This window comes from Streptomyces sp. NBC_01294, assembly GCF_035917235.1.
Lineage (GTDB): Bacteria > Actinomycetota > Actinomycetes > Streptomycetales > Streptomycetaceae > Streptomyces > Streptomyces caledonius.
This window is the reverse complement of the sequence record NZ_CP108423.1, coordinates 3168344-3192191: the sequence shown is the minus strand read 5'-3', so window position 1 is coordinate 3192191 and position 23848 is coordinate 3168344. Positions and strand designations below refer to the sequence as shown.

Genomic DNA, 23848 nt, shown 5'->3' with positions numbered 1-23848 from the left:
CGATGAGCAGCCTCTTTGACGACAGTTTCCTGGCGGACCTCACCCCCTCCGACGAGGTCCCGCCGCCGCCCGAGGATCACGCCGCCCCGGAAGCGGGCGCGGACGATCTGTTCGGGGGTCGGTTCGACGTGCCCATGAGCGGGGACGCGTACTACCGGGACGGCGCCCCCAGGCCCGTCATCGACCCGGCGACGCTCCTGGACGGGCTCAACGAGGAGCAGTGCGCGGCCGTGGTGCACGCGGGATCCCCGCTGCTCATCGTGGCCGGCGCCGGCTCCGGCAAGACCCGGGTGCTGACCCACCGCATCGGACACCTGCTGTCCGCGCGCAACGTCCACCCCGGCCAGATCCTCGCGATCACCTTCACCAACAAGGCCGCCGGCGAGATGAAGGAGCGCGTCGAGAGCCTGGTCGGCCCGCGCGCCAACGCCATGTGGGTCTCCACCTTCCACAGCGCGTGCGTGCGCATCCTGCGCCGCGAGTCCAAGCGGCTCGGCTTCACGTCCTCCTTCTCGATCTACGACGCGGCCGACTCGAAGCGCCTGATGGCGCTCGTCTGCCGCGACCTCGACCTGGACCCGAAGAAGTTCCCGCCGAAGTCCTTCACCGCCAAGATCTCGAACCTGAAGAACGAGCTGATCGACGAGGAAGCCTTCGCCGACCAGGCCGTCGACGGCTTCGAGAAGACGCTCGCCCAGGCGTACGCGATGTACCAGGGGCGGCTGCGCGAGGCCAACGCCCTCGACTTCGACGACATCATCATGACCACCGTCCACCTGCTCCAGGCCTTCCCGGACGTGGCCGAGCACTACCGGCGCCGCTTCCGGCACGTCCTGGTCGACGAGTACCAGGACACCAACCACGCGCAGTACACGCTGGTGCGCGAGCTGGTGGGCACCGGCTATCCGGACCTGCCCCCGGCCGAGCTGTGCGTGGTGGGTGACGCCGACCAGTCGATCTACGCCTTCCGCGGTGCGACCATCCGCAACATCCTCCAGTTCGAGGAGGACTACAAGGACGCGACGACGATCCTGCTGGAGCAGAACTACCGCTCGACGCAGACGATCCTCTCCGCCGCCAACGCCGTCATCGAGCGCAACGAGAACCGCCGCGCCAAGAACCTGTGGACCCAGGCCGGCACGGGCGCGGTCATCACCGGCTACGTCGCGGACACCGAGCACGACGAGGCGCAGTTCGTCGCCGACGAGATCGACCGGCTGACGGACGCGGGCGACGCCAAGGCGGGCGACGTCGCGATCTTCTACCGGACCAACGCGCAGTCGCGCGTGTTCGAGGAGATCTTCATCCGGGTCGGACTCCCCTACAAGGTCGTGGGCGGCGTCCGCTTCTACGAGCGCAAGGAGGTCCGCGACGTCCTCGCGTACCTGCGCGTCCTCGCGAACCCGGAGGACAACGTCCCGCTGCGGCGCATCCTGAACGTGCCCAAGCGCGGCATCGGCGAGCGCGCCGAGGCGATGATCGACGCCCTCGCGATGCGCGAGAAGATCACCTTCCCGCAGGCGCTGCGGCGCGTGGACGAGGCCTTCGGCATGGCCGCGCGCTCCACCAACGCGGTGAAGCGGTTCAACGTGCTGATGGAGGAGCTGCGCACGATCGTCGACTCGGGCGCCGGCCCGGCGGTGGTCCTCGAAGCGGTGCTGGAGCGCACGGGCTACCTCGCCGAGCTCCAGGCGTCGACCGACCCGCAGGACGAGACGCGCATCGAGAACCTGCAGGAGCTGGCGGCGGTGGCGCTGGAGTTCGAGCAGGCGCGCGAAGCCGCGGCGGCCGAGGCCGCCGAGACCGGGGCCCCGGCTCCCGGCCCCGGCACGCTGGCCGAGTTCCTGGAGCAGGTCGCGCTCGTCGCCGACTCCGACCAGATCCCGGACGAGGACACCGACGGCACGGGCGTCATCACGCTCATGACCCTGCACACCGCCAAGGGCCTCGAATTCCCGGTGGTGTTCCTGACCGGCATGGAGGACGGGGTCTTCCCGCACATGCGGGCGCTGGGCCAGACCAAGGAGCTGGAGGAGGAGCGCCGCCTCGCCTACGTCGGCATCACGCGGGCGCGCGAGCGGCTGTACCTGACCCGCTCCAGCATGCGCAGCGCGTGGGGAACGCCCTCGTACAACCCGCCGTCGCGGTTCCTCGAGGAGATTCCGGCGGAGTACCTCCAGTGGAAGCGGACGGGCGCGTCCCAGAAGCCGGCCGGGCCGATGCGCAGCTCGGGGTACGGGTCGTCCGGGTTGTCCGGTGCGGGGAAGACGACGTTCGGCACCTCGCCGGAGGCGTTCCTCTCCTCGTCGCGTACGAAGGCGGGCCCGTCCGGATTCGCGACGCGACGGGCTGCGGACAAGCCGGTCATCGCGCTGGCGGTCGGGGACCGGGTCACGCACGACCAGTTCGGGCTCGGCACCGTCATGGAGGTCAAGGGAGCGGGCGCGGACGCGCAGGCGACCGTCGACTTCGGGGACGACAAGCCCAAGCGGCTGCTGCTGCGTTACGCGCCGGTGCAGAAGCTCTGAGGCAGGCGGCAGGCGGCAGGCGGCAGGCGGCAGGTGGCCGCGGGGCCGGGCGGTTGCCCGGCTGCGTGGCCGCCGGGCTGTGTGGTTGCCGTGGCTGTGTGGCCGCCGGGGCCGCGCGCTCGCTGGGCTGAGTGGTCGCTGAGCCCCGCGGTCGCTGGGCCGCGGATTTACCTCGGGTCCAGGCCGTGGCTGCGGAGCCATGCCAGGGGGTCGATCGCGGACCCGCCGCCGGGCCGGACCTCGAAGTGGAGGTGCGGGCCAGTGGAGTTGCCGGAGTTGCCGGAGTACGCGATGACGTCGCCCGCCTTGACCTTGCCACCGCGGATCTTGGTGGAGCTGAGGTGGCAGTACCAGGTCTCGGTACCGTCGGGCGCGGTCACTATGGCCATGTTCCCGTAGGCGCTGTTGTACTGGGTGCGCACCGTGCCGTCGGTGGCCGCCATGACCGGGGTGCCGTAGGAGACCGGGAAGTCGATGCCGGTGTGCACGGACATCCACATGCCGCCGGACTGGCCGAAGTTGGCGCTGAGACCCTGCTGGGAGACGGGGAGGGCGAACTTGGGGCGGGCGGCCTCCTTGGCCGCGGCCTCCTCCGCCTTCTTCTTCTTCTCGTCTTCCTGGCGCTGGTGCAGGTCGATGCGCTCCTGCGTGCGGCTCGCGCGGTCCGCGAAGTCGCCCGCGTCGGCGCTGAGCGCGACCAGCTGGGTGTCGAGCTTGGTGTTCGCCGCGACCGGCTTCACCGAGGCCGGGTCGGGCGCGGCCATCGTGGTGGTGTCCTCGGCGGGCTTCTCCGCGCCGGCGAGTCCGCCGACGGACGCGGCCGCGACGCCCGCGACACCCATCACGCAGGCGGAGGGCACGGCCACGGTCAGCAGGGCGGAACGCTTCGCCGGATTGCGGCGACGGCTGCTGCTCGCCTTGGCGCCGCCCCTGCCGTTGCCCTTGGCGGCGGTCCGGCGCGCGGCGCGCGGAGCGGCGGTCACGGGCATGGCCTGCGTGGGGAGGTCGTGGACCTGGTGCAGCTCGTGGACATCGGGCAGTTCGAGGGCTTCGTGGAGGTCGTGGTCCTCGTAGACCTCGTGGCCCTCGGGCGTGTCGTCGGAGAGCACCTCGAAGACGGCGGTCTCGCTGTAGGTGTCGCCCGCGGTCGCGGTCTCGAACGCAGGCTCGTAGCCGGATTCGAACCCGTGCTGGATCCCGGAGTCGACGCCGACGGCCTGGGTCTCGTAGGCGTAGCCGACGGAGGTCGCCCCGTACGTGTACTCCTGCTGCGGCTGCTGCTGCGCCGGCTGCTGGTACTCGTACGTGTAGGCGGCCTCGGGCTGGGCCGGGGCCTGCGTGGCGGTGTTCCAGGCGGTGGCGTCGTAGGCGCCGGTCTCGGTGCCGATGGTGCCGTAGCCCGGCATCGCCCAGTGCCCGGTCTGCTCTGCGGAGGTGTCGTAGCCGAAGGAGGCCGGCTGGTGCTGGGCGTAACCGGAATAGTCCGTGCCCGGCGTGTTCCAGGCACTCGCGTCCCAGCTCCCGGTGGTGTCCTCGGGAACGCTCTGGGACGGGATCGTGGACAGGTAACCGTCCTGAGAGGACCACGCGGTGGTGTCGTACGCGCCGGTCTCGTAGGAGCCGTAGGCGGCGTAATTGACCCCCTGGCCCTGCGTTTCATAGGAAACGTAGGCCGAGTCACCAGCGAAAGCGGTGGTGGAAAGGCCGTCGTACCCGGCATCCGGGTACGGGCCCGACGAGGGGCGGTCGTTCACCAACTTCTCTTTCGCCTCGGCAGTGGGGCCTGGGTGGCCGGGAACTCGAAGTTCACCGGAGGAGAGCAGTGGCGTGACTGTACCCGTCGGTTACTCGCAACGACAATCTTCGCCGGGTTTCCAGATCCCCGGAACCGGGCATTCGGCCGCCTTTCGGTCGCCGAAAGACGCAGCCTTGGCCTTGAGTTCGAAATCCGTTCGACTGTTGGTCGTCTGGGGCTAGGCGACGGAGGCGGTGTCCGAGCTCGTGACGGCGGCGAGTCCGGGCCCGTCGAGGGCGCGCCGGACCGCTGCGATCACGGCGGGATGAGCGGGCAGCGCGAGGTGCCCGATACCGGTCACCTGCACGTTCTCCACGTGCAGATCAGGGTGCTCGATCCGCGCGGTTCCGACCGGAGTCATCAGCGTGTCGAACTCGCTCCAGAACGCCACGCACCGGGTGGTGCAGCCGGGCGCGGGCGCCGCCAGCTCGGCCAGTACCTCCGAGTCCGGGCGGATCTGCCGCACCAGCGGGTGCGCGTCCATGAAGGGGGCGACCCGGGTGCCGGAATGCGGGGTGCCGAGCGTGACCAGGGTCCGCACGCGCGTGTCGCCGCCCAGGCGCTGCACGTAATACCGGCCGACCAGGCCGCCCAGGCTGTGCCCGACCAGATCCACCCGCTCCTGTCCGGTGCGCTCGCACAGCTCCTCGACGCGCCGGGCGAGATGGCGCGCCGTGACGCGCAGGTCGACGGTGAAGGGCGAGTAGTTGTACGCCTCCACGTGCCGGCGGCCGTCCGCCCCGAGGGCGCGGCGCAGCAGGACGAAGACGGACCGGTTGTCGGAGAACCCGTGGAGGAGGAGGACGGGCGGCCGTGTCGCGGGGGGCCCGGAGACGACCTTCTCCTGGCACACTCCGGTGGGATACAGCAGGAGGTGCCCGCCGAGCACCACCACCTCGAGCGCGCCGGCCCGCAGCGCGGCGCCGGACAAGGGCATGGACATGGGTATGGACAGCCCCATCGACGGCCTCCCCTGAGCCTCTTGGGACCCGCGGCCGTTGCGTCACCGTGCCGTGCGGCTGTCGGCACGGTGGCGCAATGCCGTCCCACGTGTGATTTCCCCCTCGTGATGGACCGCGAAACGGCGGCGTGCGCGATGCTGTACTTAACGTTCGTTCACTCGGGAGGCAGTGCGATGGGTGTGACCGGTCCGATCCGTGTGGTGGTGGCCAAGCCGGGTCTCGACGGCCACGACCGCGGGGCCAAGGTGATCGCGCGGGCGCTGCGGGACGCGGGCATGGAGGTCATCTACACCGGCCTCCACCAGACCCCCGAGCAGATCGTGGACACCGCGATCCAGGAGGACGCCGACGCGATCGGCCTCTCGATCCTCTCCGGGGCCCACAACACGCTCTTCGCGCGTGTGCTGGAGCTCCTCAAGGAGCGCGACGCGGAGGACATCAAGGTCTTCGGCGGCGGCATCATCCCGGAGGACGACATCGCCCCCCTCAAGGAGAAGGGCGTGGCCGAAATCTTCACCCCGGGCGCGACGACGACGGCCATCGTGGACTGGGTCCGCGGGCACGTGCGCCAGTAGCCTGCGGCGCCAAGCGGCTCGTGTCCGGCTTTCGGCCTCGCCGGCGTTTGAGGCGCGGGTCAGGGCGGAGCCGGAGCCCGGGAAGCGGCGAATGGGAGGGGTGGGGGAGCAGCTCCGCGCAGCGGCGGCCCGCACCCGCACCCACACCCGCCCCCCGGGAGGGATCAGGCCGGAGCCAGGTCCGCCAGCTCCGCCAGCATCGCCTCGCGCAGCCGAAGCGTGGCCACCAGCCGCTGGAACGCCTCGGCCCAGTACGCGGCCGCGCCCGGAGCCGCGTCCGGCGGATCCTCCGCGGCCGCGGTCAGGGCCTCCAGCCGGCCGGCCTCCGCGGGATCGAGGCACCGTTCGGCCAGGCCCATCACCCCGCTGAAGCTCCACGGGTAGCTGCCCGCGTCCCGGGCGGTGTCCAGCGCGTCCACGACCGCCCGGCCCAGGGCCCCGGCCCACGGCACCACACACACCCCGAGCAGCTGGAACGCCTCCGAGAGCCCGTGGGCCCGTACGAACTGCGCGACCCACTGCGCCCGCTCGCCGTCCGGCAGGGTCTCCAGGAGCTTGGCCCGCTCCGCGAGCGACGCCGTGCCCGGGGCCGCCGCGGGCGGCGCCGACGCCGGGCCGAGCAGGGCCCGCGACCACCCCGCGTCGCGCTGGCGCACCGCGGCCCGGCACCACGCCGCGTGCAGTTCCTCCGTCCAGCCCTCGCCCTCGGCCACCGGCAGCGCCACTATCTCCGCCGGGCCGAGCCCGCCGAACCGCTCCCGCCAGCACGACAGCGGCGCCGCCTCCACGAGTTGGCCGAGCCACCAGGCCCGCTCCCCGCGTCCGGCGGGCGGCCGCTTGACCACCCCGTCGCGCAGCATCTCCGCATCGCACTCGGACGGCGGGGTCACCCCCTCCGGGCCCACGCAGGCCAGCGCGCGCTCCGCCATCCGTCCCGCCAGCGCCGATGTCGGCAGCGCCGACAGCAGCTCGGCGGCGGTCGCGCGGACATTGCGGCTGCGGTCACCGAGCGCCGCCTCCAGGAAGGGCTCGTCCCCCGGCGACAGCCCCACCCGCAGCGAATCGAGGAACATCAGCCGGTCCTCGGCCCGTTCGGTGGCCCAGGTCGTCGCCAGCAGCCGCGGCGCGGCCGCCGCCTCATGGGCCCGTACGGCGCCCAGCAGGGCCACCCGTTCAGCGAACAGCCCTTCCTGCCACAGCCGTTCCACCCCCGCCCGGTCCGTGACGTCCGGCAGCTCGCCGGCGCCGCCCACCCCGCCGCGCAGGGCGAAGCGCCAGTCCGGATTCATCCGGGCCAGCCACATCCCCCGCGTCCCGGCCAGGGACAGGGCCTGCGGACGCAGGTCCGTACGGGCCCGGGCCGCGTCCAGCAGCGCCGGTACCAGTGCGGCCGGCGCGCGGTAGCCGTGCCGGCCGGCCGCGGCCAGCCACTGGGGCAGCAGCTCCGTCAGATCCGGGGCGGTCCCGCGCCGCCCGCCGCCGTTGACCGCGCCGGTGCGGCCGGCCAGCAGCTGTGCGAGCCGGCGGCGGGCCGCCTCCGGTGGCGCCGGCCGGGGGTCCCGGGGCGCGGGCTGCGGGCGCGGGCCCGCCTCGGCCGGCCGCAGCCCGGCCCGGCGCCGTACGGTGTGCACGGCCGCCGCGTCCAGGAGCGCCTCGGGAGAGCCGGCCGGGCCCCCGCCCCGGCGCCGGCCGGTGCCCAGCAGTGCGGCGCCGACCAGCTCCTCCCACTCCCCGTACCCCTCGTCACCCTTGCCCATCGGGCCCCTCCCTCGTCGTTCGTCCTGCGTCGCGTGCCGTGGCTCCGGTCCCGTCCCCTCCACGGGACCGGAGCTGTCGATGCCCCCGTGCACCTGCGTTCAGCTGGCGTGGTTGTCGTTCATGCAAGCCCCCCGGCCTCTCGTCACCACAACGCCGGCGCCCCCGCGCCGCCGCATCTTCGTCGTGCCGCGCGGGCGCCCCCCGGCGCCGTGCGCGTCCCCTCCCCGCCGTCCCTGCGGGACGGCATACGGGCCCCCAGGCCCCCAGCGATTTCTCCTTGTGTTCCCGCCCCGCTGTGTTCCCGCCCCGCTCAGGCCAGGGCGACCGGCTCCGGCGCGTGCGGCTGCCAGGCCGTCAGCGGGGTGAATCCGCGGTGGCCGCATTCGCCGAACACCGTGACCGGGCCCCCGCCCGACAACGCGGCCAGCTGCCACAGACCCGCGCGGGAGCGGCTGCCGGCCCCGGTGAGGGGCACCGGCAGGGCGGAGGTGCCCTCCGCGTCCGCCAGTTGCCAGCCGAGCTCACCCGGTATCGGGACCACCGGGCCGAGCACCACCGGCCAGGACTCCAGCCACGGGTCCTCCCGCAGCGCCGCCCCATACGCCTCCAGGGCGGCCCCCGTGCTCACCCCGGCCGGAACCTCCGCGCACGGCACGGCCGCCGCGAACCTCTCCCCGAGATCCGCCCGCAGCCCCGCCGACCCGGGCCGGAAGCGCATCTCCGCCTCCAGCACCAGCCCCACCGGCAGCGCCAGCCCCGGCGGCCGCCCGGGCGGTCCGAAGTCCAGCACCATGGCGGGCCGCCCGCCCGCCAGCCCGCGCAGCCATATCCGGCGGGTGGTGAGCCGGCCGTCCGCGGACGCCGAGTCGTACTGGGCCAGGACCAGCCAGTGGTCCCGTACGGCCTCCCCCTCCCCGGAGGCCGGCAGTCCGACCCGGCTGCGCACCGTCGCCGCCAGCTGTTCAGGCAGCCCGGCCACCCCCAGCCAGGCCCGGTCCAGCAGGTGCAGCAGCGCCGCCTCCTCCAGCATCCGGGCGGGCCAGCCGGGGCCGCAACTGGGTATCGTCCCCAACTCCCGTACCCGCCCCGCCAGTCCGGGTGCCTGCGCGTCGACCATGCGGGCGGCCGTCTCCTCCCACGCCGCGTATCCCGCCTGCTCCTGGCCCGCGAGGCCGCTGTGCAACAGGTCGGCCAGCCGCTGCTCCAGCTCGGTGACGCCCGCGCCGATGCGTGCCGCCCGCCGCTCGGCCCGCCGCCGCGCCGCCTCCTCGTCCACCGGCCCGCCCGCCCCGGCGGCCGGCCGCGCGGCCTTCGCCGCCCGCTCCGACAGCCACGACGCGGCCCAGTCCGGTGCCTCGCCCGGCTCGCCGACCCCCTCGGCGGACCAGAGCAGCAGCAGTCCCAAGGCGTGCTTGCACGGGAACTTCCGGCTCGGGCAGGAGCACTTGTACGCCGGGCCCGTCAGGTCCACGACCGTCCGGTACGGCTTGCTCCCGCTGCCCTTGCACAACCCCCACACAGAACCGGAAGCGGAACCTCCGATCTGCAACCACGGCCCCGCCCCGCCGAGTCTGCCCCCTGCCTTGCGTGAGGCATCGTCAGGAGCCAGAGCCAGTACCTGTTCCGCCGTCCAGCGGACCCCGTGCTCAGTCATGTGAACCACCGTAGAGAACCCCACTGACAATCGCTCTGACCTGCAACGATGGCAGGAGCAGGGGGCGTTGTCAGTGGCGTGGTGCACCTTGGATGCAGCAGTCGGAAGCGGCTGCCGAGCATTGGAGGGGGACCATGACCACGCCCGCGAACAGCACTGGCGCCGAGGCGCTGCGACCGCACGCAGAAGACGCCTTCGCACACGAACTGAAAGCCCTGGCGGCCGCCGACGACCGGCCCCGCCCGACCCGCTGGAAGCTCTCCCCGTGGGCCGTCGCCACCTACCTGCTCGGCGGCACGCTCGACGACGGCACGGTGATCACACCCAAGTACGTGGGACCGCGCCGCATCGTCGAAGTCGCCGTCACCACCCTGGCCACCGACCGCGCCCTGCTCCTGCTCGGCGTCCCCGGCACCGCCAAGACCTGGGTGTCCGAACACCTCGCCGCCGCGGTCAGCGGCGACTCCACCCTCCTCGTCCAGGGCACCGCCGGCACGCCCGAGGAAGCCATCCGCTATGGCTGGAACTACGCCCGGCTGCTCGCCCACGGACCCAGCCGCGAGGCCCTCGTCCCCAGCCCCGTCATGCGAGCCATGGCCGACGGCATGACCGCCCGCGTCGAGGAGCTCACCCGCATCCCCGCCGACGTCCAGGACACCCTCATCACCGTCCTGTCCGAGAAGACGCTCCCGATACCGGAACTCGGCCAAGAGGTGCAGGCCGTGCGCGGCTTCAACCTCATCGCCACCGCCAACGACCGCGACCGCGGGGTCAATGAGCTCTCCAGCGCGCTGCGCCGCCGCTTCAACACCGTGGTGCTGCCGCTGCCCGCCACCGCCGACGCCGAGGTCGACATCGTCGCCCGCCGCGTCGACCAGATGGGCCGCGCCCTCGACCTGCCGGCCGCGCCCGAGGGCCTGGAGGAGATCCGCCGCGTCGTCACCGTCTTCCGCGAGCTGCGCGACGGCGTCACCGACGACGGCCGGACCAAGGTGAAGTCGCCCAGCGGCACCCTGTCCACCGCCGAGGCCATCTCCGTCGTCACCGGCGGCCTGGCCCTCGCCGCCCACTTCGGGGACGGCGTACTGCGCCCCTCCGACGTGGCCGCCGGGATCCTCGGCGCGGTCGTCCGCGACCCGGCCGCCGACAAGGTGGTCTGGCAGGAGTACCTGGAGGCCGTGGTCCGCGAGCGCGACGGCTGGAAGGACTTCTACCGGGCCTGCCGGGAGGTGACGGTATGAGCCCGAGCCCGAAGGGACCGCTGCTGCTGGGCGTACGGCACCACGGGCCCGGCTCGGCCCGCGCCGTGCGGGCCGCCCTGGAGGAGGCCGGGCCCGCGGCCGTGCTGATCGAGGGGCCGCCCGAGGGGGACGCGCTGCTCGTGCTGGCCGCCGACCCCGGGATGCGGCCGCCCGTGGCGCTGCTCGCGCACGCCGCGGACGACCCCGGCCGGGCCGCCTTCTGGCCGCTGGCGGACTTCTCCCCGGAATGGGTGGCGATCCGCTGGGCGCAGGAGGCCGGCGTACCGGTGCGGTTCATGGACCTGCCGGCCGCGCACTCGCTGGCCGTGGACGGGGCCGCCGACGGCGCCGCGGACGCGGACCACCGCGAGTCCGATGCGGTCAGGCTGGACCCGCTCGCCGTGCTGGCCGAGACCGCCGGGTACGACGACCCCGAGCGCTGGTGGGAGGACGTGGTCGAGCACCGGGGCGCCGGAGGCGTTCGGGAGGAGGTGCTCGGCGCGTTCGAGGCGCTCGGGGAGGCCATGGGAGCCCTGCGCGAGGCGTACGGCGACGGCGGCCACCACCGCGACCTGGTGCGCGAGGCGTACATGCGCCAGCGGATGCGCGCCGCCCGGCGCGAGTTCGGCGACGCGTACGCCGTCGTGTGCGGGGCCTGGCACGTCCCGGCGCTGCGGGCGAAGACCACCGTGGCCGCCGACAAGGCGCTGCTGACCGGCCTGCCGAAGGTCAAGGTGGAGACCACCTGGGTGCCCTGGACCCACCGCCGGCTCGCCCGGGCCGGCGGGTACGGCGCGGGGATCACCTCGCCCGGCTGGTACGCCCACCTCTTCTCGGCCGAGGACCGGCCCGTGGAGCGGTGGCTGACCAAGGTCGCCGGCCTGCTCCGCGCGGAGGACCGGCAGGTCTCCTCGGCGCACGTCATCGAAGCGGTCCGGCTGGCCGACACCCTGGCCGCGATGCGCGGAAGACCGCTGCCCGGCCTGACGGAGACCCTCGAAGCGGTCCGGGCGGTGATGTGCGACGGCTCCGACATACCGCTCGCGCTGATCGAGGACCGGCTCGTCGTCGGCGACGTGCTCGGCGAAGTCCCCGACGGGGCGCCCGTCGTCCCGCTCCAGCGGGACCTGACACGGCAGCAGCGCTCGCTGCGGCTCAAGGCCGAGGCACAGGACCGCGAGCTGGAACTCGACCTGCGCAAGGACACCGACACGGCGAAGTCCCTGCTGCTGCACCGGCTGCGGCTGCTCGGCATCGAATGGGGCACACCGACCGCCTCCCGGGGCAGCACCGGGACCTTCCGCGAGACCTGGCGGCTGCGGTGGGAGCCGGAGCTGTCGGTCCGGGTCGCCGAGGCCGGGATCTGGGGCACCACCGTCCTCGCGGCGGCCACCGCCAAGGCCGAGGCGGACGCGGCCGGATCCGCGGAGCTGGGCGAGGTGACGGAGCTGGCCGAGCGGTGCCTGCTGGCCGGACTGTCCGAGGCGCTGCCCGCCGTACTGCGGGCGCTCGCGGACCGGGCCGCGCTGGACACCGACGTGTCGCGGCTCGCCAAGGCCCTGCCGGCGCTGGCCCGTTCGCTGCGGTACGGAGACGTGCGGGGTACCGACGCGGCGGCGCTCGGCACCGTGGCGGCCGGGCTCGCCGAGCGGATCTGCGTGGCGCTGCCGCCGGCCTGCGCGGCCGGTATGGACGCCGACGCGGCGGCGGAGCTGCGCGGCCACGTCGACGGGGTGCACGGCGCGGTCACGCTGCTGGCCGACGCGGACGAGGGGCTGCGGGAGCGCTGGTCCGCGGTGCTGCGGACGCTGGCGGGCCGGGATACCGTGCCGGGCCTGATACGGGGCCGGGCGGTCCGGCTGCTCCTCGACGACGGGCGGCTGCCGGCGGAGGAGACGGCCCGGCTGATGGGGCTCGCGCTGTCCCCGGCGGTCGCGCCGGCCGATGCGGCGGGCTGGATCGAGGGCTTCGCGGGCGGGAGCTCGGGCGGGGGGACGCTGCTGGTCCACGACGACCGGCTGCTGGGGCTGATCGACACCTGGCTGGTGGGCGTGCCGGAGCGGGCGTTCACGGATGTGCTGCCCCTGCTGCGGCGGACCTTCGGGGCGTACGAGGCGGGGGTGAAGCGGACGTTGGGCGAGCTGGTGCGGAGGGGGCCGGGCGGGTCGGCGGCTGCCGGGGCCGGCTCCTCCGCGGGGTCGGCCGGCTTCGCGCCGGAGCTGGACCTGGTCCGGGCGGATGCGGTGGTGGGGCTGGTGCGGATGTTGCTTTTGGCTCCCGGCGGGGTCGCGGCGGCCTGAGGGGCCCCGTCCCGTGCCCGGGTGCGGCGCCGTTGCCGGGGGCGCTGCCCCCGGACCCCCGCGCCTCAAACGCCGGCGGGGCTGAAAGAGCGCCTCAAACGCCGGCGGGGCTGGATGGGGCCGGGCGGGGATGAGAGGGGCGGGCTGGGTGTTGAGGAGACGGCTGGGCTGGAACGGCCGGACTGGATGTCTGGTTCGGATGGATGTGGCCGGTGGTGAAGCCGGTGGAGGCGACCAGTGCAGGGGGATGGGCAGATGAGTGGGGCGGACATGACCGTGGACGTACGGCAGGGCGTCGGTGGAGCCGACGGGGGAGAGCGGTTGCGGCGGTGGCGGATGGTGCTCGGCGGGGGAGAGGCCGACGGCACCGGGTGTGCGCTGACAGGGCGGGACGCGGCGATGGACGCCGCGCTCGGCGCGCTGTACGGCGGGGGCGGTGACGCCGGGTCGCGCAGGACGTCGGGGGCGCGGTCGGCCGGGCTCGGCGGGTCCGCGCCGAACGTGGCCCGCTGGCTCGGGGACATCCGTACGTACTTCCCGAGCTCCGTGGTCCAGGTCATGCAGCGCGACGCGATCGAGCGGCTCGGCCTGGCCACCCTGCTGCTGGAGCCGGAGATGCTGGAGGCCGTCGAGCCCGACGTCCACCTGGTCGGCACGCTGCTCTCGCTGAACAAGGCGATGCCCGAGACGACCAAGGAGACGGCCCGCACGGTGGTCCGCAAGGTGGTCGAGCAGCTGGAGAAGAAGCTCGCGGCGCGGACCCGGGCGACCCTGACCGGCGCCCTCGACCGGTCCGCGCGGATCAGCCGCCCGCGCCACCACGACATCGACTGGAACCGCACGATCCGGGCCAACCTCAAGAACTACCTGCCCGAGTACCGCACCGTCGTGCCCGAGCGGCTGATCGGATACGGCCGGGCGGCGCAATCGGTGAAGAAGGAGGTGATCCTCTGCATCGACCAGTCGGGTTCGATGGCGGCCTCGGTCGTCTACGCCTCCGTCTTCGGCGCGGTCCTCGCCTCGATGCGCTCGATCGCCACCCGTCTGGTGGTCTTCGACACCGCGATCGTCGACCTGACCGACCAGCTCGACGACCCGGTCGACGTCCTCTTCGGCACCCAATTGGGCGGCGGCACCGACATCAACCGGGCCCTCGCCTACTGCCAGTCGAAGATCACCCGCCCTGCCGACACCGTCGTCGTCCTCATCAGTGACCTCTACGAGGGCGGTATACGCAACGAGATGCTCAAGCGGGTCGCCGCGATGAAGGGGGCGGGGGTCGAGTTCGTGACGCTGCTGGCGCTGTCCGACGAGGGCGCCCCGGCCTACGACCGCGAGCACGCCGCAGCCCTTGCGGCGCTTGGGGCGCCGGCCTTCGCCTGCACCCCCGACCTGTTCCCGGAGGTGATGGCCGCGGCCCTGGAGAAGCGGCCCCTGCCGACCCCCTGACGGCCCCCGCGCGGCCCGTCGCGTGAATCGGCGAATCACACGAACTTCCAGTTCAACCGTGAGGCGATCTGTGACAGGTATCACCGCTCAGGTGTGATCTGCGATTTAGGGACCTACGGCCCTCGGGGATAACCTGCGGGACGGACATGCCGCGTCCACGGTCACCGTGTGCGCCTTCCTTGTGACAGCGCCGTCACGTTGCCCTCCGCGGCACGCCCACGCAGATAGCAGACAACCGCGAATCACTGCGAATCTTTAAAAAAGACAAGGGACGGACGCGCGTGGACCTGTTCGAGTACCAGGCGAGGGACCTCTTCGCCAAGCACGGTGTACCGGTGCTGGCCGGTGAAGTCATCGACACGCCTGAGGCGGCTCGCGAGGCCACCGAGCGGCTGGGCGGCAAGTCGGTCGTCAAGGCGCAGGTGAAGGTCGGCGGCCGCGGCAAGGCCGGCGGCGTGAAGCTGGCCGCCACCCCGGACGAGGCCGTCGCCCGGGCGACGGACATCCTCGGCATGGACATCAAGGGCCACACGGTCCACAAGGTGATGATCGCCGAGACGGCTCCCGAGATCCTCGAGGAGTACTACGTCTCGTACCTCCTCGACCGCACCAACCGCACCTTCCTCGCCATGGCGTCGGTCGCGGGCGGCATGGACATCGAGCAGGTCGCCGAGGAGACCCCGGAGAAGCTCGCCAAGGTCCCGGTGAACGCCAACGAGGGCGTGACCATCGAGAAGGCCCGCGAGATCGTCGCGCTGGCGCAGTTCCCGGCCGAGGTCGCCGAGAAGGTCGCCGAGGTCCTCGTGACCCTGTGGGCGACCTTCATCGCCGAGGACGCGCTCCTCGTCGAGGTCAACCCGCTCGCGAAGGTCGCCAACGGCGACGTCATCGCGCTCGACGGCAAGGTCTCGCTCGACGAGAACGCCGAGTTCCGCCAGCCGGGTCACGAGGAGTTCGTGGACCACGCGGCCGCGAACCCGCTCGAGGCAGCCGCCAAGGCGAAGAACCTCAACTACGTCAAGCTCGACGGTGAGGTCGGCATCATCGGCAACGGCGCGGGTCTCGTCATGAGCACCCTCGACGTCGTCGCCTACGCCGGCGAGAACCACGGCGGCGTCAAGCCCGCCAACTTCCTGGACATCGGCGGTGGCGCCTCCGCCGCCGTCATGGCCAACGGTCTCGAGATCATCCTCGGCGACCCGGACGTCAAGTCCGTCTTCGTCAACGTCTTCGGTGGCATCACCGCGTGTGACGAGGTCGCCAACGGCATCGTCCAGGCGCTGCAGCTGCTCGAGGACAAGGGCGAGGCGGTCACCAAGCCGCTGGTCGTCCGTCTCGACGGCAACAACGCCGAGCTGGGTCGCAAGATCCTCTCGGACGCCAACCACCCGCTGGTCCAGCGCGTGGACACCATGGACGGCGCGGCCGACAAGGCCGCCGAGCTCGCGGCTGCGAAGTAAGGGCAGAGGTCACAGACTCACATGGCTATCTTCCTCAACAAGGACAGCAAGGTCATCGTCCAGGGCATGACCGGTGCCACGGGCATGAAGCACACCAAGCTGATGCTGGCTGACGGCACCAACATCGTCGGCGGCGTGAACCCGCGCAAGGCCGGCACCACCGTCGACTTCGACGGCACCGAGGTCCCGGTCTTCGGCTCCGTCGCCGAGGCGATGGAGAAGACGGGCGCCAACGTCTCCGTCCTCTTCGTCCCGCCGGCCTTCGCCAAGGCCGCCGTCGTCGAGGCCATCGACGCCGAGATCCCGCTGGCCGTCGTCATCACCGAGGGCATCGCGGTGCACGACTCCGCCGCCTTCTGGGCGTACGCGACCGCCAAGGGCAACAAGACCCGGATCATCGGCCCGAACTGCCCGGGTCTGATCACCCCCGGCCAGTCCAACGCCGGCATCATCCCGGGCGACATCACCAAGCCCGGCAAGATCGGTCTCGTGTCCAAGTCGGGCACGCTGACCTACCAGATGATGTACGAGCTGCGCGACATCGGCTTCACCTCCGCCGTCGGCATCGGTGGCGACCCGGTCATCGGCACCACGCACATCGACGCCCTGGAGGCCTTCGAGGCCGACCCGGAGACCGAGCTCATCGTCATGATCGGCGAGATCGGCGGCGACGCCGAGGAGCGTGCGGCGGACTTCATCGCGAAGAACGTCACCAAGCCGGTCGTCGGCTACGTCGCGGGCTTCACCGCCCCCGAGGGCAAGACCATGGGCCACGCGGGTGCCATCGTCTCCGGTTCCTCCGGTACCGCTCAGGCGAAGAAGGAGGCCCTCGAGGCCGCCGGCGTGAAGGTCGGCAAGACGCCGACCGAGACCGCGAAGCTGGCGCGCGAGATCCTGAACGCCGCTCAGTAAGCAGTCGCCGTACGGATGTCCGTACGCGTGCACGGATGTACGGGCGTGGCCCGCACCCCTCGGGGGGTGCGGGCCACGCCCGTTCTCATTCGGCCTTCGGGCTGATCCTGGCGGGCCCGGCGTCCGGGTCGGCCAGCAGTTTGTCGCGGAGCTGCCGGCTCCGGTCGGTGGGCTGTTGGGGGCCGCTCAGAGGGGGCACGCCGGAGACGCTCTGCCCGGGCGCCTCCACGGGCTCGTACTGCCGGGGCGCGGTCGCGGCCGTGTAGGCGGTCGAGGCGGCGATCACCGCGGTCAGCCCGAGGGTCGCGCGGGTCAGCAGCCGGGTGCGCCACTCGCCGCCGCCGCGGACGGCCGCCGCCGGACGCGGGTCGAGCGCGACGGCCGGCCGCAGTGCGGCCAGCAGTGCGCGCAGCACCGCGGACTGGTTCTCGGGCGGTACGTCGGCCAGTTCGGGGACCCGGTCGGCGAGGTCGCTGTGCGCGTGCAGGAGGCGGAGGCCGGCGGTGGGGGTGCTGGCCTCGGTCTCGGCCGCGGTGTCGGGGAGGTCGAGGCCGACGCCGTCGTAGAGCAGGACGGTACGGCGGTGGGCGGCGGGCAGCGCGAGCAGGGCGTCGAGCAGGATCCGGTCGGCGGGCTCGGCGGGGGGCCGGTCGGCGTGGCGGTGGGCGCGCCGGAACCGGTGCCAGGGGGAGAGGGCGTACTCGTACGCGGCCGCGCGCACCCAGCCCACCGGGTCCGGGTCGGAGGCCACCTCGGGCCAGCGGCCCCAGGCCTGGGTGAACGCCCGCTCCACGGCCTCCAGGGCCAGGTTCCGGCGGCCGGTGAGCAGGTAGGTCTGCCGGGCGAGGTCGGTGGCGGCGTGGGCGTAGAGGGCGTCGAAGGACTCGGCGGGGCCCCCTGCCAGCGCCTCTGCGGGTGCCTCTGCGGGTGCCCCTGCCGACGCCCCTGCCGGTGCCTCTGCCGGTGCCTCTGCGGGGGGCTCGGCGGCGGGCTCGGCGGTGGTTCCGGTTCCGGTCCCGGCCGCCGGTGCCGCGGACGCCTCCGGGGTCCCCGTACCGCAGCCTTCGGCTCCGGCCGTGACCGCCACGAGCACCGGGGCGCCTGCGGCGACCGCTACCGGGTCCGCTGCCTCGGCCTCCGCCTCGAGGGCGTCCGGCAGGGCCGGGAGGCCGGCCAGGAACTTCGTGTACGCCTCGCGCTTGCGGCCGCGCGGAGCCGTGCGGCCAGATTCCCAGGACCGGACCGTGTTCGCGGTGACGCCCACCGCCGCCGCGACCTCATCGTGCGTCAGCTCCGCTGCTTCGCGCAGTCTGCGGCGCTCGTTCGGGGCGGGCAGGCCTTCGACGCTTCGTGTCATGCCACACTCCCCGCGACCCGACAGTCCTGGGCGAAAAAGTACATAAACGTATATTGGGCGACACCACGGACATTCGCCTGTTACCCGCCCATAGCGCGTGTCGTTGGCACCATGGCGGGGTGACCCAAGTGACCGAACGCGGGACCTCGTTGCCGGCGGCCCCGCGAACCGGCGTGCGCCGCCGTTCGCCGGCCGCCGCCGCATGCGTGGTGGGCGGCGCCGTGGCGGCCGGACTCGGGCTCGGCTTCCTCGCCGTGCTCGTCATCGTGCTGTGGATCAGCTCCCCCTACCCCGACAGCGGCCCCGGCGGGGCGCTCCACCTCGCCGCCGGGCTGTGGCTGCTCGCCCACGGGACGGAGCTGGTGCGGTACGAGACCCTGTCCGGCGTCCCCGCACCCGTTGGTGTGACGCCCCTGCTCCTGATTGCGCTGCCCGTGCTGCTCGTGCGGCGGGCCGCGCGGCTGGGGGGCGCCTCCGAGGAGGACGAGGGGGTGCTGCCGGCCGGCGCCGTGTTCTCCGCCGTGCTGTGCGGATACCTCGCCGTCGGGGCCCTCGCCACGGTGTACGCCGCGGGCGGGCCCATGCCGGCCGACCCGATCAGCGCGGCCTGGCACATCCCGCTGGTCGCCGTGCTCGCTGCCGCCGGCGGGGTGTGGGAGGCCAGGGGGCGTCCGCTCGGACCGCTGCCGTCCTGGCTGCCGGGGGGCGTGCGCAGGGCGGTCGCGCGCCCTCGGTACGCGCTGGCGCTGCGAGCCGGGGCGGGCGGGGCCCTGGTGCTCCTCGGCGGTGGCGCGCTGCTCGTCGGCGCGTCGCTGGCGTGGCACGGTGCGGAGGCCCAGGCCTCGTTCCTGTCGCTGACCGGGGTGTGGTCGGGCCGGTTCGCGGTCCTGCTGCTCGCGCTCACGCTGATCCCCAACGCCATGGTCTGGGGGGCGGCCTACGCCCTCGGACCCGGCTTCGCCGTCGGCGCCGACGTGACGGCCACCCCGCTCGGCTTCGCGGGCGCGCCCGGACTGCCCCGCTTCCCGCTGCTGGCGGCGCTCCCGCCCGAGGGGGCCGGGACCCCGCTGACCTGGGCGGTCGCCGGCGTGCCGGTGGTCGCCGGGCTGGCGGTGGGCTGGTTCGCGGTACGCCGGGCGCGCGAGGTGTCGTACGGGGAGACCGCGCTCACGGCGGCCCTGGGCGCGCTGGTGTGCGGCGTGGCGATGACCGGGCTGGCGGCGGCCTCCGCGGGGCCGCTGGGCTCGCGGAGGCTGGCGGAGTTCGGGCCGGTGTGGTGGCAGACCGGAGCGGCGGCCTTCGCGTGGACGCTGGCGCTGGCCGTGCCGGTCGCGGTGGCGGTGCATGCGTGGCGCTACCGGCCGGCGAAGGGGCCGGCCGCCCCGGCCGGCCTGGGTGTGGACGATCCGGTGGACGACGGCTGGCACGACAGTGGGGTGCGGGAGGTTCGGTGGGCGGCGATGCGGAGGGTGGCGGGCACGCTGATCCCGGATATTTCGGGGGCGGAGCGGGTGGCGGTGCCTGAGCTGGTGCCTGAGCTGGTGCCTGAGCCGGTGCCTGAGCCGGTGCCTGAGCGGGGGCCGGAGGTGGTGGCGGAGCCGGTGCCGGAGTCGGTGGCGGAGGCTCCGGCCGGGCGGGGGCATCGGCCTGTGACCGTCGTGTCGGGGCTCGGGCTGGATCTGCGGCCGATCCTGATCTCGGCGAAGGCGGCCGAGGCGCCGGCGTTGGCTCCGCCCGTGGTCGGGGCGCGGGTGTTGGCCCGGCGGAGGCCGCCCGTCTAGGCCGTGTGCGTCTGCGGGCGCGGCTCCGCTGCCGGGGCTCCGCCCCGGACCCCGCGCCTCAATCGCCGGCGGGGCTGAAAGAGCGGGGCTCCGCCCCGGACCCCGCGCCTCAAACGCCGGCGGGGCTGAAGGATCGGGGCTCCGCCCCGGACCCCGCGCCTCAAACGCCGGCGGGGCTGGATGTGCCTGGCCGGGCTACTGGCGGACCTTCAGGATGTCGCCTACGAAGTTGTTCGGGAGGAGGGTGTTGCACTGGAGTTCCGCCGACTGCGTGAGGGCGTCGTCGCGGCAGACGTAGAAGTCCTTGTAGGCGAGCTGCAGGGCGTACGAGCTCATCGCGAGCAGGATCGCCAGCGAGGCCGTGACCAGGCCGCTCACCGCCGCCGTGCGCTGGGGGCGGGCCGCGGGGCCCAGGGCCGCCAGACCGCCCGGGGCGGCCGGAGCGTCCGGGGTGGTCGAGGCGGCCGCCGTGGCCGGCTTGCCGCGCAGGGCGCTGATTCCCCAGTACAGGGCGAGCGCCCCGAGCAGCAGGCCGACCGACGGGATCCCGAAGATCCCGAAGAAGAAGCCCCACATGCCGGCCAGCAGCGCGTAGCGGGCGCGGCGCTGGATCGGGTCCGTCGGGTCCCAGCGCGTGGGCCCCCGCCGGCCGTCCCCGTCCTTCGGGCCGTCCTCTTTACCGCCGTCACCACCGCTGCGCGGCTGCCACGGCTGGTCGGGCCGGCCTTCCGGGGGAGCCGCGAAGGGGTTGTCGTCGGTGGGGGAGTCGGGCTGACGGCGGTCCGGCATCGGGTGTGTTTCTTCCCCTGTGTCATGGACGTCCGAGGACGTCGTGGCGAGGTGAGGCCAGTTTGCGGCTTGTACGCCAGACGCTACCGCCCGCCCGTCCCCCCGTCCCTCGGGGGCCGTCCGGTGTGCCGGTATCGTTGCAGGCGGTCGGTGGCTTCGTAGGGTTCCCCGTATATCGGTACCCCGAAGTTTTGTATGACCACACAAAGACGAACACCGCAAATCCGCGAGAAAGGGCCTCCCATGGCCGCCTCCCGCCTGGTCGTGCTGGTCTCCGGTTCCGGCACCAACCTCCAGGCCCTGCTCGATGCCATCGACGCCCACCCCGGCGGATCCGAGGGCTTCGGCGCCGAAGTCGTCGCCGTGGGGGCCGACCGAGAGAACATCGCCGGCCTGGAGCGGGCGGAGAAGGCCGGGATCCCCACCTTCGTCTGCCCGGTCAAGGGCTACGGGAGCCGCGCGGAGTGGGACACGGCGCTCACCGAGGCGACCGATGCCCACGCGCCGGACCTCGTCGTGTCCGCCGGATTCATGAAGATCGTGGGCAAGGCGTTCATCGACCGTTTCGGCGGCCGGTTCATCAACACCCATCCCGCCCTCCTCCCCGCCTTCCCGGGCGCGCACGGCGTACGGGACGCGCTCGCCTACGGCGCGAAGGTCACCGGCTGCACGGTCCACTTCGTGGACAGCGGCGTGGACACCGGTCCGATCATCGCCCAGGGTGTGGTCGAGGTCAGGGACGAGGACGACGAAGCCGCTCTCCATGAGCGCATCAAGGAAGTCGAGCGCCAGCTGCTCGTCGATGTCGTGGGGCGCCTGGCCCGGCACGGCTACCGCATTGAGGGACGAAAGGTAACAATCCAGTGACCGCCGCAGACATCGCAGCGAGCAACGACCCGACCACGAACCAGCGGCCGATCCGGCGTGCGCTCATCAGCGTCTACGACAAGACGGGACTGGAAGAGCTGGCCCGCGGCCTGCACGAGGCGGGCGTCGCGCTCGTCTCCACCGGCTCCACCGCCTCGAAGATCGCCGCTGCCGGGGTGCCCGTCACCAAGGTCGAGGAGCTGACCGGCTTCCCCGAGTGCCTGGACGGCCGGGTCAAGACCCTGCACCCGCGCGTGCACGCCGGCATCCTCGCCGACCTGCGCCTGGAGGACCACCGCAACCAGCTCGCCGAGCTGGGCGTCGAGCCCTTCGACCTCGTGGTCGTCAACCTGTACCCCTTCCTGGCCACCGTCCAGTCGGGTGCCACCCCCGACGAGTGCGTCGAGCAGATCGACATCGGCGGTCCGTCGATGGTCCGCGCCGCCGCCAAGAACCACCCGTCGGTCGCCGTCGTCACCAGCCCCGGGCGCTACGCCGACGTCCTCGCCGCGGTTCAGGGCGGCGGCTTCGACCTCACCGCCCGCAAGCGGCTGGCGGCCGAGGCCTTCCAGCACACCGCCGCCTACGACGTGGCCGTCGCCTCCTGGTTCACGAACGCGTACGCCCCGGAAGCGCCCGAAGGCACCGAGGGCGCGCTGCCCGAGTTCCTCGCCGGCGCGTGGGAGCGCAAGTCCACCCTCCGCTACGGCGAGAACCCGCACCAGGCCGCCGCCCTCTACACGGACGGGCAGCCCGGAGGGATCGCCAACGCCGAGCAGCTGCACGGCAAGGAGATGTCCTTCAACAACTACGTGGACACCGAGGCCGCGCGCCGCGCCGCCTACGACCACGAAGAGCCCTGCGTCGCGATCATCAAGCACGCCAACCCGTGCGGCATCGCCGTCGGCGCGGACGTCGCCGCCGCGCACCGCAAGGCGCACGCCTGCGACCCGCTGTCGGCCTTCGGCGGCGTCATCGCCGTCAACCGCCCGGTGACCGTCGAGCTCGCCGAGCAGGTCGCGGAGATCTTCACCGAGGTCATCGCCGCCCCCGCCTACGAGGACGGCGCGGTCGAGATCCTGGCCAAGAAGAAGAACATCCGGGTCCTGAAGGTGGACGGCACCCCGCACCAGCCGGGTGACCTCAAGCCCGTCAGCGGCGGTGCGCTGCTCCAGCAGAGCGACCTCTTCCAGGCCGCGGGCGACGACCCGGCCAACTGGACCCTCGCCACCGGCGACGCCCTGTCCGAGGCCGAGCTCGCCGAGCTCGCCTTCGCGTGGAAGGCCTGCCGGGCCGTCAAGTCCAACGCGATCCTGCTCGCCAAGGACGGCGCCTCGGTCGGCGTCGGCATGGGGCAGGTCAACCGCGTCGACTCGGCGAAGCTCGCCGTCGAGCGGGCGGGCGCCGAGCGCGCGCAGGGCGCGTACGCCGCGTCCGACGCCTTCTTCCCCTTCCCGGACGGGCTGGAGATCCTGACGGCCGCCGGCATCAAGGCCGTGGTCCAGCCGGGCGGTTCGGTCCGCGACGAGCAGGTCGTCGAGGCCGCGCAGAAGGCCGGCGTGACGATGTACTTCACCGGGACCCGGCACTTCTTCCACTGAGTCCGGCTCCCCCCGACACGGCGAAGGCCGCGACCCGCACTGCGGGTCGCGGCCTTCGCCGTGTGCCTACGGACGGGTTCAGTACTGGGGGCGCCGGAAGTAGTCGCCGGCCTTGGCGAGGCCCACGATGATCCAGACGCCGAGTCCGACCATGACCACGTTGAGCAGCAGGGAGACGAAGACGCCGCCGACCGCCGTCTGCGAGCTGGCACCCAGCGCGACCAGGTTGACGAGCAGGCCCAGGCCGCTGAAGAGGGCGAGCAGCGAGCCGTAGACAATGCCGGAGGCGCGGACGCCGCCGCGGCCCTTGCCGAGCTTGGCGCCCGTAAGGATGGCCCACAGGGCGAAGGCCAGGGACACGGCGGTGATGACGAAGAGGAAGGCGCCCCCGAGTGCGAGTGCGTCGTCCGCCTCGCTGCTGCCGTACGAGTCGCTGGACTCCGAGAACGCGGCGGCGAACAGCGCGCCGCCGACGAGTACGAGGACCGCGCCCACGACCTGCAGGCCGCCCAGGATGAAGAGGATGACGCGGGCCGCCTTCACACCGCCCGGCATCTCCATCTGCGCGCCCGGGTACCCGCCCGGTCCGCCCGGGTACGCCGGCGGGGTCTGCTGCGGGTAGGCGTAGCCGCCCTGCGGCGGGACGCCCTGGGGTGCCTGCTGCGGGTAGCCGTAGCCGGGCTGGCCCTGCGGGGCCTGGGGCGGCTGCTGTCCGTACGGATTGTGCGGTTCGCCGAAACTCATCTTGGGGTGTTCCTCCGTGGAAGTGCGGGGACGCACGGCATGAGCGCGGAGGAATCCTGCACGGTGCGGTCCGCC

General features: G+C 73.2%; 17 protein-coding genes. 10 read left to right on the top strand and 7 right to left on the bottom strand.

Annotation, left to right across the window (positions count from 1 at the left end; genetic code table 11):
• Positions 1-2 precede the first annotated feature (2 nt).
• On the top strand, positions 3-2528 hold the full coding sequence (gene pcrA, locus OG534_RS14160; protein WP_326588448.1) for a DNA helicase PcrA: 2526 nt from the start codon (positions 3-5) through the stop codon (positions 2526-2528).
• Positions 2529-2695: 167 nt separating this feature from the next.
• Here the strand turns inward: pcrA and OG534_RS14155 are convergent, their stop codons facing one another.
• On the bottom strand, positions 2696-4282 hold the full coding sequence (locus OG534_RS14155) for a M23 family metallopeptidase (protein ID WP_326588447.1): 1587 nt from the start codon (positions 4280-4282) through the stop codon (positions 2696-2698).
• A 219-nt stretch (positions 4283-4501) separates the two neighbouring features.
• Positions 4502-5284: an esterase/lipase family protein gene (locus OG534_RS14150; RefSeq protein WP_326588446.1), complete on the bottom strand. Its 783-nt coding sequence runs from the start codon at positions 5282-5284 to the stop codon at positions 4502-4504.
• A 174-nt stretch (positions 5285-5458) separates the two neighbouring features.
• Here OG534_RS14150 and OG534_RS14145 point away from each other — a divergent pair, with 174 nt between their 5' ends.
• Entirely contained in the window at positions 5459-5860 is a 402-nt protein-coding gene (locus tag OG534_RS14145) for a cobalamin B12-binding domain-containing protein (RefSeq protein ID WP_030389136.1), read from the top strand.
• Positions 5861-6024: 164 nt separating this feature from the next.
• Here OG534_RS14145 and OG534_RS14140 read toward each other — a convergent pair whose 3' ends face one another.
• The gene (locus OG534_RS14140) at positions 6025-7617 is read right to left on the bottom strand and encodes a DUF5691 domain-containing protein (protein ID WP_326588445.1); all 1593 of its coding nucleotides are present in this window, start codon (positions 7615-7617) and stop codon (positions 6025-6027) included.
• Positions 7618-7928: 311 nt separating this feature from the next.
• Complete coding sequence (locus OG534_RS14135; protein ID WP_326588444.1) at positions 7929-9272, bottom strand: SWIM zinc finger family protein; 1344 nt, start codon at positions 9270-9272, stop codon at positions 7929-7931.
• 134 nt (positions 9273-9406) lie between these two features.
• Between OG534_RS14135 and OG534_RS14130 the strand changes: the two genes are divergently transcribed.
• The 5 genes from OG534_RS14130 to sucD all read left to right on the top strand — a co-directional run bounded on the left by OG534_RS14130 (position 9407) and on the right by sucD (position 16634).
• Positions 9407-10513, top strand: a complete 1107-nt coding sequence (locus OG534_RS14130; protein ID WP_326588443.1) for an ATP-binding protein — start codon at positions 9407-9409, stop codon at positions 10511-10513.
• A complete protein-coding gene (locus tag OG534_RS14125; protein WP_326588442.1) occupies positions 10510-12813 on the top strand; it encodes a DUF5682 family protein in 2304 nt (767 codons plus the stop codon). The genes OG534_RS14130 and OG534_RS14125 overlap by 4 nt, the downstream gene beginning before the upstream one ends.
• A 255-nt stretch (positions 12814-13068) precedes the next feature.
• Positions 13069-14262, top strand: a complete 1194-nt coding sequence (locus OG534_RS14120; RefSeq protein ID WP_326588441.1) for a VWA domain-containing protein — start codon at positions 13069-13071, stop codon at positions 14260-14262.
• Positions 14263-14543: 281 nt separating this feature from the next.
• Positions 14544-15722, top strand: coding sequence for an ADP-forming succinate--CoA ligase subunit beta (gene sucC / locus OG534_RS14115; RefSeq protein ID WP_250744077.1), 1179 nt, complete (start codon positions 14544-14546; stop codon positions 15720-15722).
• Positions 15723-15743: 21 nt separating this feature from the next.
• Complete coding sequence (gene sucD / locus OG534_RS14110) at positions 15744-16634, top strand: succinate--CoA ligase subunit alpha (protein WP_030710487.1); 891 nt, start codon at positions 15744-15746, stop codon at positions 16632-16634.
• Between the two features lie 85 nt (positions 16635-16719).
• Here sucD and OG534_RS14105 read toward each other — a convergent pair whose 3' ends face one another.
• Positions 16720-17991, bottom strand: a complete 1272-nt coding sequence (locus OG534_RS14105) for a helix-turn-helix domain-containing protein (RefSeq protein ID WP_326588440.1) — start codon at positions 17989-17991, stop codon at positions 16720-16722.
• A gap of 119 nt (positions 17992-18110) precedes the next feature.
• Between OG534_RS14105 and OG534_RS14100 the strand changes: the two genes are divergently transcribed.
• On the top strand, positions 18111-19772 hold the full coding sequence (locus OG534_RS14100; protein ID WP_326588439.1) for a cell division protein PerM: 1662 nt from the start codon (positions 18111-18113) through the stop codon (positions 19770-19772).
• A gap of 195 nt (positions 19773-19967) precedes the next feature.
• Here the strand turns inward: OG534_RS14100 and OG534_RS14095 are convergent, their stop codons facing one another.
• Entirely contained in the window at positions 19968-20561 is a 594-nt protein-coding gene (locus OG534_RS14095; protein WP_442807084.1) for a hypothetical protein, read from the bottom strand.
• Positions 20562-20804: 243 nt separating this feature from the next.
• Between OG534_RS14095 and purN the strand changes: the two genes are divergently transcribed.
• The gene (gene purN / locus OG534_RS14090; RefSeq protein ID WP_326588437.1) at positions 20805-21428 is read left to right on the top strand and encodes a phosphoribosylglycinamide formyltransferase; all 624 of its coding nucleotides are present in this window, start codon (positions 20805-20807) and stop codon (positions 21426-21428) included.
• Positions 21425-23029, top strand: coding sequence for a bifunctional phosphoribosylaminoimidazolecarboxamide formyltransferase/IMP cyclohydrolase (gene purH / locus OG534_RS14085; protein ID WP_326588436.1), 1605 nt, complete (start codon positions 21425-21427; stop codon positions 23027-23029). The genes purN and purH overlap by 4 nt, the downstream gene beginning before the upstream one ends.
• 78 nt (positions 23030-23107) lie before the next feature.
• On the opposite strand, the gene OG534_RS14080 is transcribed toward purH, so the two are convergent.
• Complete coding sequence (locus OG534_RS14080) at positions 23108-23773, bottom strand: hypothetical protein (protein ID WP_326588435.1); 666 nt, start codon at positions 23771-23773, stop codon at positions 23108-23110.
• Positions 23774-23848: the final 75 nt, after the last annotated feature.

What these genes read in the sequence shown, in the direction of transcription:
- pcrA (WP_326588448.1), top strand. Translation starts at nt 3, where the DNA reads ATGAGCAGCCTCTTTGACGACAGTTTCCTGGCGGACCTCACCCCCTCC.
- OG534_RS14150 (WP_326588446.1), bottom strand. Translation starts at nt 5,284, where the DNA reads ATGGGGCTGTCCATACCCATGTCCATGCCCTTGTCCGGCGCCGCGCTG.
- OG534_RS14145 (WP_030389136.1), top strand. Translation starts at nt 5,459, where the DNA reads ATGGGTGTGACCGGTCCGATCCGTGTGGTGGTGGCCAAGCCGGGTCTC.
- OG534_RS14140 (WP_326588445.1), bottom strand. Translation starts at nt 7,617, where the DNA reads ATGGGCAAGGGTGACGAGGGGTACGGGGAGTGGGAGGAGCTGGTCGGC.
- OG534_RS14135 (WP_326588444.1), bottom strand. Translation starts at nt 9,272, where the DNA reads ATGACTGAGCACGGGGTCCGCTGGACGGCGGAACAGGTACTGGCTCTG.
- OG534_RS14130 (WP_326588443.1), top strand. Translation starts at nt 9,407, where the DNA reads ATGACCACGCCCGCGAACAGCACTGGCGCCGAGGCGCTGCGACCGCAC.
- OG534_RS14125 (WP_326588442.1), top strand. Translation starts at nt 10,510, where the DNA reads ATGAGCCCGAGCCCGAAGGGACCGCTGCTGCTGGGCGTACGGCACCAC.
- OG534_RS14120 (WP_326588441.1), top strand. Translation starts at nt 13,069, where the DNA reads ATGAGTGGGGCGGACATGACCGTGGACGTACGGCAGGGCGTCGGTGGA.
- sucD (WP_030710487.1), top strand. Translation starts at nt 15,744, where the DNA reads ATGGCTATCTTCCTCAACAAGGACAGCAAGGTCATCGTCCAGGGCATG.
- OG534_RS14105 (WP_326588440.1), bottom strand. Translation starts at nt 17,991, where the DNA reads ATGACACGAAGCGTCGAAGGCCTGCCCGCCCCGAACGAGCGCCGCAGA.
- OG534_RS14095 (WP_442807084.1), bottom strand. Translation starts at nt 20,561, where the DNA reads ATGCCGGACCGCCGTCAGCCCGACTCCCCCACCGACGACAACCCCTTC.
- purN (WP_326588437.1), top strand. Translation starts at nt 20,805, where the DNA reads ATGGCCGCCTCCCGCCTGGTCGTGCTGGTCTCCGGTTCCGGCACCAAC.
- OG534_RS14080 (WP_326588435.1), bottom strand. Translation starts at nt 23,773, where the DNA reads ATGAGTTTCGGCGAACCGCACAATCCGTACGGACAGCAGCCGCCCCAG.